This is a genomic window from Nocardioides sp. (assembly GCF_031397825.1).
Lineage (GTDB): Bacteria > Actinomycetota > Actinomycetes > Propionibacteriales > Nocardioidaceae > Nocardioides.
Genome location: NZ_JANNML010000196.1, coordinates 1 through 11,533, shown reverse-complemented (window position 1 = coordinate 11,533; position 11,533 = coordinate 1). Strand labels below are relative to the sequence as shown.

The 11,533-nt window shown below is 71.7% G+C and carries 11 protein-coding genes and 1 pseudogene; 8 read left to right on the top strand and 4 right to left on the bottom strand.

What is annotated here, in order from left to right:
- Positions 1-524 (bottom strand): annotated as a pseudogene (locus tag RMN98_RS16765) (hypothetical protein); the annotation flags it as partial.
- Positions 525-576: 52 nt separating this feature from the next.
- Here RMN98_RS16765 and RMN98_RS16760 point away from each other — a divergent pair.
- Positions 577-1,239 carry a hypothetical protein gene (locus RMN98_RS16760; RefSeq protein ID WP_309649958.1) on the top strand — a complete coding sequence of 221 codons (663 nt, stop codon included), beginning with the start codon at positions 577-579 and terminating at the stop codon, positions 1,237-1,239.
- 298 nt (positions 1,240-1,537) lie between these two features.
- Here the strand turns inward: RMN98_RS16760 and RMN98_RS16755 are convergent, their stop codons facing one another.
- A complete protein-coding gene (locus tag RMN98_RS16755) occupies positions 1,538-2,932 on the bottom strand; it encodes an NAD(P)H-quinone dehydrogenase (RefSeq protein WP_309649957.1) in 1,395 nt (464 codons plus the stop codon).
- A 144-nt stretch (positions 2,933-3,076) separates the two neighbouring features.
- Positions 3,077-4,474 (bottom strand): dihydrolipoyl dehydrogenase, encoded by a 1,398-nt coding sequence (gene lpdA, locus RMN98_RS16750; protein ID WP_309649956.1) that lies wholly within the window; start codon positions 4,472-4,474, stop codon positions 3,077-3,079.
- 38 nt (positions 4,475-4,512) lie between these two features.
- Here lpdA and RMN98_RS16745 point away from each other — a divergent pair, with 38 nt between their 5' ends.
- Genes RMN98_RS16745 through RMN98_RS16720 form a run of 6 tightly spaced genes read left to right on the top strand, consistent with a single transcriptional unit; the run spans position 4,513 to position 9,072 of the window.
- On the top strand, positions 4,513-4,965 hold the full coding sequence (locus RMN98_RS16745; protein WP_091110123.1) for a gamma-glutamylcyclotransferase: 453 nt from the start codon (positions 4,513-4,515) through the stop codon (positions 4,963-4,965).
- A gap of 32 nt (positions 4,966-4,997) precedes the next feature.
- The gene (locus tag RMN98_RS16740) at positions 4,998-5,819 is read left to right on the top strand and encodes a purine-nucleoside phosphorylase (RefSeq protein ID WP_309649955.1); all 822 of its coding nucleotides are present in this window, start codon (positions 4,998-5,000) and stop codon (positions 5,817-5,819) included.
- A complete protein-coding gene (locus RMN98_RS16735; protein ID WP_309649954.1) occupies positions 5,819-6,478 on the top strand; it encodes a helix-turn-helix domain-containing protein in 660 nt (219 codons plus the stop codon). Before RMN98_RS16740 ends, RMN98_RS16735 begins: the two co-directional genes overlap by 1 nt.
- A gap of 29 nt (positions 6,479-6,507) precedes the next feature.
- Positions 6,508-7,179, top strand: coding sequence for a biliverdin-producing heme oxygenase (locus RMN98_RS16730; RefSeq protein WP_309649953.1), 672 nt, complete (start codon positions 6,508-6,510; stop codon positions 7,177-7,179).
- 33 nt (positions 7,180-7,212) lie between these two features.
- Complete coding sequence (locus tag RMN98_RS16725) at positions 7,213-8,022, top strand: NAD(P)-dependent oxidoreductase (protein WP_309649952.1); 810 nt, start codon at positions 7,213-7,215, stop codon at positions 8,020-8,022.
- Between the two features lie 42 nt (positions 8,023-8,064).
- A complete protein-coding gene (locus tag RMN98_RS16720; protein WP_309649951.1) occupies positions 8,065-9,072 on the top strand; it encodes an aldo/keto reductase in 1,008 nt (335 codons plus the stop codon).
- Here RMN98_RS16720 and RMN98_RS16715 read toward each other — a convergent pair.
- Positions 9,042-9,632 (bottom strand): HEAT repeat domain-containing protein, encoded by a 591-nt coding sequence (locus tag RMN98_RS16715; protein ID WP_309649950.1) that lies wholly within the window; start codon positions 9,630-9,632, stop codon positions 9,042-9,044. The two genes, RMN98_RS16720 and RMN98_RS16715, sit on opposite strands and share 31 nt — an antisense overlap.
- Positions 9,633-9,654: 22 nt before the next feature.
- Between RMN98_RS16715 and RMN98_RS16710 the strand changes: the two genes are divergently transcribed.
- The gene (locus tag RMN98_RS16710; RefSeq protein ID WP_309649949.1) at positions 9,655-11,301 is read left to right on the top strand and encodes a phospho-sugar mutase; all 1,647 of its coding nucleotides are present in this window, start codon (positions 9,655-9,657) and stop codon (positions 11,299-11,301) included.
- Positions 11,302-11,533: the final 232 nt, after the last annotated feature.

Genomic DNA, 11,533 nt, shown 5'->3' with positions numbered 1-11,533 from the left:
TGGCCCCCGGCGGAGAGCTCGGCGTCGCCCTTGACGACCGCGAGCCGCTTCCACCCGCCGGCCTTGAAGTCGATCGCGCTGCGCTTGCCCGACAGCGACGTGATGCGCCACGCCTTGGCCTTCGGGCGCGCCTTCGCCAGGTTGACCGATCGCCCGCTGCCGACGGAGCGGGCCGTCAACCCAGACCGGGCAGCGACCACGACCTCACGCGAGGTGTCGGCCGTTAGGAGCACGCGGATCGGCCCACCGGCCTTCCCCGAGGAGGTGCCCGGGTAGTAGTAGCGCAGGATCTGGCGGTAGCCCAGCCCCTTCGTCGCCGCACGCTGCGCGCCGTACTGACTGAGGCCGTGGCCGTGCCCGTTGCCGTGCCCCACGACCGTGATGGTCGCGGTGCCGGGCACCTGCCAGGTCGTGGCGGAGGCCGGACCTGCCGGCGCGACGAGGCCCGCGGCGGCGAGCGCCGTCGCCAGCAGGGTGGCGAGCACAGCGGTGGGCAGGGACAGGCGGACCCGAGAGGATGTCATCGCTGCACACTACAAAGGGTCCCGGCGAGAACCGGTGTGGCACCATCCGGCCATGGGGCTTCTCGGCTGGTTCAAGGAACGCAAGCAGGACAGGCTGTTCGACCTGGAGCTGGCGCGGGTCCAACGTCGCCTCGTCGACGAGGACGTCACGCTCTTCGGCGAGCAGCTCAGCGACCTGCACGCCGAGACGATGACCACCGAGCTGGACGACGACATGCGCGCCGACTACCAGAAGGCGTTGGACCTCTACGAGGAGGCCAAGGGCCGCTTCAACCGCGAGGCGACCGACGCCGAGCTGGTCGAGATCGGCAGCCTGCTCGAGGAGGGCCGCTACCGCCGTGCCTGCGTGCTGGCGCGTCGTGACGGCGCCGAGCTGCCGGTGCGGCTTCCGCCGTGCTTCTTCAACCCTCAGCACGGCCCGTCGGTCTCGGAGATGACCTGGGCTCCGCCGGGCGGTGTCGAGCGCGCCGTGCCCGTGTGTCGCCGCGACCTCAACCGCATGCGCGACAACCTGATGCCCGAGCTGCGGGTCGTGCGGATCGGCAACCACTACGTGCCGTGGTACGCCGCCGGCAGCGCCTACGCGGCACTCGAGGGCAGCGTCGACGGTCGTGCCGTCATCGAGGGCAAGCGCTCGGCTCAGGCCTCCTACGCGCTCTACGTCGGCCCGGACCACAACGGCAGCAGTGGCGGCGGGATGTTCGACAACTTCTGATTGCTGACCGTCGTCGAGTCGGCGCAATGTTGCAGCCGGCCGTGCACCATCGCGCCGACTCGGCGATCGGGAGCCGCTGCTGGCTGCCGTGGGGTCACGCTCAGCCAGGACCTGCAGTCGTGTGCCGCGGCCAGCGCTCCAGCGGGGCATGAGGCACACGACCCCGACCAAGCACACGCCTCGGTCGGCCACGTGCCGAGTCGTGGGTCCCAGACTGCGCGTTGGCGCAGCCTCCGGCACACGACCCGACGGTCGCCGGCCTCAGGGCCTGCCCTGCAACATTGCGCCGACTCGGCGATCAGACCCGGTGCAGCCTCCGCGCGGCCTCGGCGATCGACCCCGACATCGACGGATAGACGGTGAACGCCTGGGCCAGCTGGTCGGCGGTGAGGGACTCGGCGACCGCGATGGACACCGGGTGGATCAGCTCGGAGGCGCGGGGGCCGACGACGACCCCGCCCACGACGATCCCGGTGCCGGGACGGCAGAGCAGCTTCACGAAGCCGTCGCGGACGCCCTGCATCTTGGCGCGCGGGTTGCCCGAGAGGGGCAGCATGACGACCTCGGCGTTCATCTCGCCCGAGTCGACGGCCTGCTGGGTCCAGCCGACGGTGGCGATCTCGGGGGCGGTGAAGACGTTGGAGGAGACCTTCTTGAGGTCCAGCGGGTGCACGGTGTCGCCGAGGAAGTGCCACATCGCGATGCGGCCCTGCATGGCCGCCACCGAGGCGAGCATCAGCACGCCCGTGCAGTCGCCGGCGGAGTAGACCCCCCGCGCGGACGTGCGGGAGACGCGGTCGACGTTGACGAAACCGCCCTCCTTGAGGATGACGCCGGCCTCCTCGAGCCCCATGTCGGCGGTGTTGGGGATCGAGCCGAGCGCCAGGATGCAGTGCGAGCCCTGGATGCTGCGGCCGTCGGTGAGCGTCACGGTGACGACGTCGCCGGAGCGGGTCACCGACTCCATGCGCGACTCGGAGAGGACCTTCATCCCGCGGCGCTTGGAGACCTCCTCGAGCACCGCGGAGGCGTCGGCGTCCTCGCCGGGAAGGACCCGGTCGCGCGAGGAGACGAGGGTGACCGGGATGCCGAGCGCGAGGTAGGCGCTGGCGAACTCCGCGCCGGTGACGCCCGAGCCGACGACGATCAGCTCGGAGGGCACCTCGGTGAGGTCGTAGACCTGCTCCCAGGTGAGGATCCGCTCGCCGTCGGGCTGGGCCGTCGGGAGCGTGCGGGGCGCGGCACCGGTCGCGATCAGGATCGCGTCGGCGTCGATCGACTGGTCACCGACGACGACCCGGCCGGGTCCGTCGAGGCGTCCGTAGCCCCGGACGACCTCGACGTCCTCCTTGGCCAGACGGCGAGCGATGTCGGCCGACTGGTCGGCAGCGAGCTGCTTGACGCGGGTGTTGACCCGAGCGAGGTCGACCGAGATGGTCGTGGCCGCGTCGCCCTGGTGGTCGTGGAAGTTGACCCCCAGCTCGGCCGCGCCCGACACGTCGGTCATGAGCTCGGCCGTGGCGATGAGGGTCTTGCTGGGCACGCAGTCGGTGAGGACCGCCGAGCCACCCAGACCGTCGGTGTCGACGACCGTCACGTCGGCGCCCAGCTGGGCTGCGACCAGGGCCGACTCGTAGCCACCGGGACCGCCGCCGATGATGACTACCTTGTTGGACTCCGGTCCGCCGCTCATCTCCAGGTTGCCTCTCGTGTTGCTGTGATCTCGAACGTCACTGGGTATCGACACGGCGGACCGCGGCTTCGTCCCTCAGCCGCGCCGCCTGCTCGACCTCGCCGGACAGACGCCGCACGCTCGTTCCTCGCGTCCGGCTGTCCGTCAGAAGTTGATCATGTGGCCGGCGATGCCGTGGATGGCTTCCTTGACGGACTCACCGAGGGTCGGGTGGGCGAAGACGTTGCGGGCGACCTCGTCGGCCGTGAGGTCCCAGGTCTGCGCCAGGGTCAGCACCGGCAGCAGCTCGGTCACGTCGGGGCCGATGAGGTGGCCGCCGATGATCTCGTTGTGCTCGGCGTCGGCCACGATCTTGACGAAGCCGACCGTGTCGCCGAGGCCCTGGGCCTTGCCGTTGGCCGAGAAGGGGAACGTCGAGGTCTTGACGTCGTAACCCTTGTCCTTGGCCTGCGCCTCGGAGTAGCCGAAGGAGGCGATCTGCGGCTGGCAGTAGGTGGCGCGCGGGATCATGTCGAAGTTGATCTCCTGCGTCTCGGCGTCCGCGATCGTCTCGGCGGCGACGATGCCCATGGCCTCGGCCACGTGCGCGAGCATCATCTTGCCGGTGACGTCGCCGATGGCCCAGACGCCGTCGACGTTGGTGCGGCCGCGGGCGTCGACGGCGATCGCGCCGCGCTCGGTCATCTCGACCCCGGTCGCCTCGAGGCCGTAGCCCTCGACGCGCGGGGCGAAGCCGAAGGCGGCGAGCATCTTGTCGGCCTCGAGGACCTGTTGGTCGCCGCCGTCGGCCGGGCTGACCGTGACCTTGACGCCGCTGCCGGTGTCCTCGACCTGGTCGACCTTGGTCGAGAGCAGGACCTTCACGCCGAGCTTCTTGTACTGCTTGGCGAGCTCCTTGGAGACGTCGGCGTCCTCGGTCGGGACCATCCGGTCGAGGAACTCCACGATCGTCACGTCGACGCCGAAGTTCTTCATCACGTAGGCGAACTCGACGCCGATGGCGCCGGACCCGCCGATGATGATCGAGCCGGGAAGCTGCTCGTCGAGGATCTGCTCCTCGTAGGTCACGACGTTGTCGGAGACCTTCATGCCCGGGAGCATCCGCACGGTCGCGCCGGTCGCGATGATCAGGTCGTCGCAGGTGTAGGACGTCACGTCACCGGACGTGTCCTTGACGTCGATCGCCTTCGGACCGGTGAGGGTGCCCCACCCGTCGATCTCGGTGATCTTGTTCTTCTTCATCAGGAAGTGGACGCCCTTGACGATGCCGGCGCTGACCTGGCGCGAGCGCTTGTGCGTCGGGGCGTAGGACATCGTGGCGTCGCCCTCGATGCCGAACTTGGCCTTCTCGTGGGTCAGGAGGTGCGACAGCTCGGCGTTCTTGAGCAGGGCCTTGGAGGGGATGCAGCCGACGTTGAGGCACACCCCGCCCCAGTACTTCTCCTCGACCACGGCGACGGACTTGCCGAGCTGGGCTGCACGGATGGCGGCGACGTAGCCACCAGGGCCGGCACCGAGGACGAGGACATCGAAGTGGGTCACGAAACCAACCCTAGGCCCTGTGACGTTAACCTTCAGCCGTGACCCTGTACGCCGCCTACGGGACGAACCTCGACCCTGCTCGCATGGGCGAGCGCTGCCCGCACTCCCCCCTGCAGACCACCGGCTGGCTCGAGGGCTGGCGACTCACCTTCGGCGGTGAGGAGCACGGCTGGGACGGGTCGCTGTCGACGATCGTCCAGGACCCGTTCGAGCAGGTCTTCGTCGCGGTCTACGACATCACCGAGACCGACGAGTCGCAGCTCGACGGCTGGGAGGCCGCCGACTCCGGGCTCTACCGCAAGACCAAGGTGCGGGTCTCGACGATGAACGGCGAGGTCGTGGTGTGGACCTACGTCCTCGACGCCTACGAGGGCGGTCTGCCCTCGGCGTCCTACCTCGGCGTCCTCTCCGACGCCGCGGAGGCGGCCGGTGCCCCGCACGACTACGTGATGGCGCTCCGGCGCCGCGACTGCCGGTCGACGGGACTCTGAGCCGCCCGCTGCGAGCACCTAGAGTGCTGCCCGTGACCCCCACGACGCCTGACAGCCCCGACCACTCGCCGTACGACCTGGCGGGCGAGGCCGCGGCCCGGCTCGCCGAGCTCACCGGCGTCGAGCGCCACGATGTGGCGCTCGTGCTCGGCTCGGGCTGGTTGCCCGCCGTCGACGCGCTCGGCGAGGCGACGGCCGAGATCGACACCACCGACCTGCCGGGCTTCTCCGCCGCGGCCGTCGCGGGCCACTCGGGCAAGATCCGCTCGATCCGCGCCGGCGAGCGCAACCTGCTGGTCTTCCTGAGCCGCACCCACTACTACGAGGGCAAGGGCGTCGCCGCCGTCGTGCACGGTGTGCGTACGGCGGCCGCGGCCGGCTGCGCCACCATCGTGCTCACCAACGGATGCGGCGGGCTCAAGGAGACCTGGTCCCCGGGCACTCCCGTGCTGATCAGCGACCACGTCAACCTCACCGGACGCTCCCCGATCGTCGGCGCCACCTTCGTCGACCTCACCGACCTCTACTCCTCGCGTCTGCGCGCGCTGTGCCGCGAGGTCGACCCGACGCTCGACGAGGGTGTCTACGTCCAGTTCCCCGGCCCGCACTACGAGACCCCCGCCGAGATCGCCATGGTCCGCGCCATCGGTGGCGACCTGGTCGGCATGAGCACCACCCTCGAGGCGATCGCCGCCCGCGAGGCCGGCATGGAGGTGCTCGGCATCAGCCTGGTCACCAACCTGGCGGCCGGCATCACCGGCGAGCCCCTCAACCACGAGGAGGTCCTCGCTGCCGGCAAGGCCGCAGCGTCACGCATGGGTGAGCTGCTGGGCAGGATCGTCCCCACGATCTGATGGCGGCACCGACCGACCCGACCACACCGACGCCCGGCGAGGAGACCCGCCGGCGCCTGGTCGACTCGGGGCTCCGCGAGTTCGCCGAGCGAGGCGTCCACGCGGCGTCGCTGCTCGACATCGGCCGTCGCGCGGGGCAGCGCAACCGAGGCGCCGTGCACTACCACTTCGGCTCGCGCGAGGGGCTGCTCGTGGCGATCATCGAGGAGCAGGTGGCGCTGATCGCCGACCGGGAACGCGAGCTGCTCGCCTCGGCCCGCACCCGCCCGGACAACGACCTGCCCTCGGTCGTCGAGGCGTTCGTGCGGCCGGCGGTGGAGCTGGCCGACCAGGGCTGGCGGGGCAGCTGCTACCTGGTGATCCTCTGCGAGCTCGTCGAGGACCAGCCGCTCTCGGCCCACCCCGACGTCGTGGAGGCGCTCCAGCGGGCCGGGGGCTACGAGGCCTACCAGCTCCTGGAGCGCCGGATGCCGCCGATGCCCGACCAGGTCCGTGCCGAGCGGATGTCGCTCACCACCTCCTTCATCCTGCGAGCGAGCGCCGACCGGGCCCGCGCGGCGGAGCGCACCACGCCGACGCGCTCGCCCCTGACCACCGAGGCGTTCATCGCCAACCTGGTCTCGATGGCGACCGCGATGCTGGCCGCGCCCGTCACCTGAGCGACATCCGCCGCAGCTACCCTGCCGGCGTGACGACTCTCGGCCAACCGACGACCCTCTCCCTGTCCGCTGCGATGCGCGAGGGCTCGATGGCCGAGCACCGCGAGGCGGAGGGCTCGCTCTTCATGACCGAGCTCCTCGACGGCCGGCTCGACCACGAGGGGTACGCCGCCTACCTGCTGCGCCTACGCGTCGTCTACGCCGCCCTGGAGGCCGCCGTCCGCGAGCGGCTCGACGAGCCGGCCGTCGCGGCCGTCCACGACCCCGCGCTCGAGCGCCTCGCCGCGATCGACCGGGACCTGGCGCACTGGGCACCCCACCGGGGAGCGGACGGCTCCCGCGACGTGGACTCCCCGGCCGCCGAGGCCTACCGGACCCGCCTGCACGGCGCCGGGGCGTGGGGTGGGCTGCTGGTCGCCCACCACTACACCCGCTACCTCGGCGACCTGTCCGGCGGCCAGGCGATCGGCCGGATCCTCGATCGCACCTTCGACCTCGACGGCGCCGGCACCTCGTTCTACGACTTCCCGGCGATCCCCAAGCCCAAGCCCTACAAGGACGCCTACCGCGAGCGACTCGACGCGCTCGACCTCTCCCCCGGTGACGTGGAGCGGGTGGTGGGCGAGGTGAAGGTAGCGTTCCGCCTCAACCAGGACCTCTTCACCGAGCTAGGACGCGACATCGATGCCTACCGCCGCTGACACTCCGGCCCCCGCGCCCTGCAGGACGCTGTCGTGAGGGTCCTGGTCACCGGCGCTGCCGGCTCGATCGGTCAGGTCCTCGTCGTGGGTCTCGTCGACCGCGGCCACGACGTGGTCGGGCTCGACCGGGTCCCGCAGCCCGAGGGTGGGGTCCTTGCGTGGCACGTCGCCGACTGCGCCGATCCCGACGCGGTGCTCGCGGTCTTCGACGAGGAGTCCATCGACGCGGTCGTCCACCTCGCCGGTCACCCCGGCGAGGCGTCGCTGCCCGACTCGCTGACCTCTCACGTCGTCACCACGGCCGCGCTGCTCGACGCCTGCGTCGCCCACGACGTCGGCCGCTTCGTCTACGCCGGCTCCAACCACGCCGTGGGGCGCACACCGCGGGCCGAGGCACCCACCGTCGGGATCGACGTACGACCGCGGCCCGACACGTTCTACGGCGTCGGCAAGGTGGCCGCCGAGGCGGTGATGTCGCTCTACGCCGACCGCTACGGCCTCGACGTGCTGTCGTGCCGGATCGGGTCGTTCCTGCCGCGTCCCGAGACCGTGCGCAACCTCGCTACCTGGCTCTCCCACGACGACTGCGTCCGGATGGTCGAGGCCTGCCTGACCACCCCCGCACCCGGCTACGCGGTGCTCTACGGCATCTCCGCCAACACCCGCGGCTGGTGGGACCTCGAGCCCGGCCGGGCCCTGGGCTACGAGCCGCTGGACGACGCCGAGGAGTTCGCCGGGTCCGTCGAGGCGCGTGCCGAGGACGAGGCCGAGGGCGCCGCCGTGGGCGGCCCGTTCGCCGGTGAGGCGTTCTACCGCCCCGCCCTGGACCGGTCCACGACCTGACGCCCTTGACCTGGAGCGCACTCCAGGGAGTTGAGTGGGGCCATGAGCATCCAACGACGCACCCTCGGTACCGCCACCCCTGACCGCACGCCCCTCGAGGTCTCGGCCCTCGGCCTCGGCTGCATGGGCATGTCGGAGTTCTACGGCACCGGCGACGAGGCCACCGGCATCGCGACCATCCACCGCGCCCTCGACCTCGGCGTGACCTTCCTCGACACCGCCGACATGTATGGGCCCTTCACCAACGAGCGTCTGGTCGGCAAGGCCATCTCCGACCGCCGCGACGAGGTCCAGCTGGCCACCAAGTTCGGCAACGAGCGGGCCGAGGACGGCGCCCGGCTCGGCATCAACGGCCGGCCCGACTACGTGCGCTCAGCGTGCGACGCCTCGCTCCAGCGGCTCGGTGTCGACCACATCGACCTCTACTACCAGCACCGCGTCGACCAGTCCGTCCCGATCGAGGAGACGGTCGGGGCGATGAAGGAGCTCGTCGAGGCCGGCAAGGTCCGCCACCTGGGGCTGTCGGAGGCCTCCGCCGAGACGATCCGGCGGGCGCACTCCACCCACCCGATCACCGCCCTGCAGACCGAGTGGTCGCTCTTCACCCGTGACCTCGAGGACCAGATCCTCCCGACCGCGCGCGAGCTCGGCATCGGCCTGGTGCCCTACTCCCCGCTCGGCCGCGGACTGCTGACCGGTGCGATCACGTCCGAGGACGCGCTCGAGGACGGCGACTCGCGTCGCACGGCCTACTTCCCGCGCTTCCAGGGCGAGGCCCTCGACGCGAATCTGGTCCTGGTCGCCCGCATCCGTGAGCTCGCCGAGGCCCAGGGCTGCACCCCCGGCCAGCTCGCGCTGGCCTGGGTCCTGGCACAGGGTGACGACGTGGCGCCGATCCCCGGCACCAAGCGCGTGACCTACCTCGAGGAGAACGTCGGCGCCGCCGCCGTGACGCTCAGCCCCGAGGACCTCGCCGCGCTCGAGACCGCGGTCCCGCGCGACGCGGTCGCCGGCGCCCGCTACGGCGACATGAGCTCGATCGACGCCTGAGGAGGGAGGTCGAGTCGCACCACCAGCGACTCGAGTGCCCGCGCCGCGGCCCGTCGTACGGCGGGAGCGGGGTCGTCGCGTGCCGCTTCGACCGTCTTGACGTGCTCGGTGTCGCCCACGGCGCCGAGCGCCCGGACCGCCTGGGCGCGCACCCGAGGTCGGTCGTGCGTCGCCAGCGCTGCTGCGGCGTCCGCGGCGCCGACCACCTCGTGGCGGGCCGTCACCTTCAGGCACATCTCGGCGGGACGCCAGTGCTCGTCGGCCAGACCGGCGACGACCGCCGACGTGGCGCTGTCGGCCCACACGTGCAGGAGCCCCCGCGCCCCCCAGGTCCGCACCCAGTAGTCGTCCCACGAGGTCGGGTCCGTGACCGGCGACCCGGGCGTCCAGTCGTGGCCGGTGAGGTAGGGCAGGGCGTCGAGGTGCTGGCTGCGGTCCGCGCCTCCGAGCAGGTCGACGCACAGCTCGACGAGCTCGGTCGTGCCCAGGTGGCCTGCCAGCTCGCGCACCAGGTCGGCCACCGGCGCAGCCAGGTCCAACGGGGGCGGCAGCCGGGTCACGACCCCACGCTACGGTGCGGGGATGACCTCCGACCTCTCCATGCTCCTCGACCGCGCCCGTGCCTGGGTAGCCGAGGACCCCGACGACGTGACCCGCGCCCAGCTCGAGCAGGTCGTCGCCGATGTGGAGGCCGGAGGCGATGCGGCAGACCTGGCCGACCGTTTCGACGGCACCCTGGAGTTCGGCACGGCCGGCCTGCGGGGCGCGCTCGGCGCCGGCCCCAACCGGATGAACCGGGTCGTGGTGCTGCGCGCGGCGGCCGGGCTGGCGGCCTACCTCCGTGAGCAGGGCACCGTGGGACCCGTCGTCATCGGCTACGACGCCCGGCACAACTCCGACGTCTTCGCCCGCGACACCGCCGAGGTCATGACAGGAGCCGGCATGACCGCCTGGCTGATGCCGCGGCCGCTGCCCACGCCCCTGCTGGCCTTTGCGATCCGCGAGCTCGGCTGCGTGGCGGGGGTGATGGTGACCGCCAGCCACAACCCGCCCGAGGACAACGGCTACAAGGTCTACCTCGGCGACGGCAGCCAGATCGTGCCGCCGGCCGACACCGGCATCGCCGACCAGATCGCGGCCGTCGGCGCCGTGGCCGACATCCAGCGCGGCAAGCCCGGGACCGTGCTCACCGAGGAGATCATCGACCGCTACCTCGACACCGTCGCCGACCTCGCCGTCGACGGTCCGCGTGACCTCGAGCTCGTCTACACGCCGCTGCACGGCGTCGGCGGCACCTCCGTGGTGCAGGTGCTCGAGGCCGCCGGCTTCGACGCTCCCCGCGTGGTCGAGCAGCAGGAGCAGCCGGACGCCGACTTCCCGACCGTCGCGTTCCCCAACCCCGAGGAGCCGGGCGCGATGGACCTCGCGCTCGAGCTCGCGGCGCGCCACGACGTCGATCTCGTCGTCGCCAACGACCCCGACGCCGACCGGTGCGCGGCCGCCGTCAAGGGACTGCACGGCTGGCGGATGCTGCGCGGCGACGAGGTCGGCGCGCTGTTGGCTAACCACCTGCTGCGCACCGGCAAGCAGGGCACCTATGCCACCTCGATCGTCTCCTCGTCACTGCTCGGCAAGATGGCAGCCGCGCACGGCCAGCCCTACGCCGAGACGTTGACCGGCTTCAAGTGGATCGGCCGCGTGCCGGGCCTGGCCTTCGGCTACGAGGAGGCGCTGGGCTACTGCGTCGACCCCGAGCACGTCGCCGACAAGGACGGGGTCTCCGCGCTTCTCCTCCTGTGCGAGATCGCGGCTCACGCCAAGGCCGCGGACCGGACGCTGCCGGACCTGCTCGACGACATCGCCCTCGAGTTCGGCCTGCACGCCACCGACCAGGTCTCCGCACGCGTCGAGGACCTCACCCAGATCGCCGGCGCGATGCAGCGGCTGCGCACCGCACCGCCGGCCGAGATCGGCGGCCTGGCCGTCGAGCGCGTCGACGACCTGGCGCTGGGCTCCGCGGACCTGCCGCCGACCGAGGGACTGCGCTACCACCTCGCGGGTGGCGCGCGGGTCATCGTGCGCCCGAGCGGCACCGAGCCCAAGATCAAGTGCTACCTCGAGGTCGTCGTGCCCGTCGACCCCGCCGACGGGGTCGAGGCAGCACGCATCGCGGCCGCCGGTCGGCTCGACGCGATCGGGGCCGGCATCAAGGCCGCCGCGGGGATCTAACTGGGGGTGTGCCCATGGGGCGGCGCGCTCAGCCCCATCTACCGGATCTGGCGAGAGTCGGGCGTGGGTGTCGGAGCGGACGATCGGGTCGTGTGTCGCTCGCAGCGGCGCAGCGCGCTCTCCGGCACACGACCCGAGAGGCCGCCGCGACCCGAACGCTTCAGCCGCGTATCGGGCGGTGATGCCGGTGCGGCGGGTGCCGGGCATTCTGAGTGACACTGCAGAGCACAGC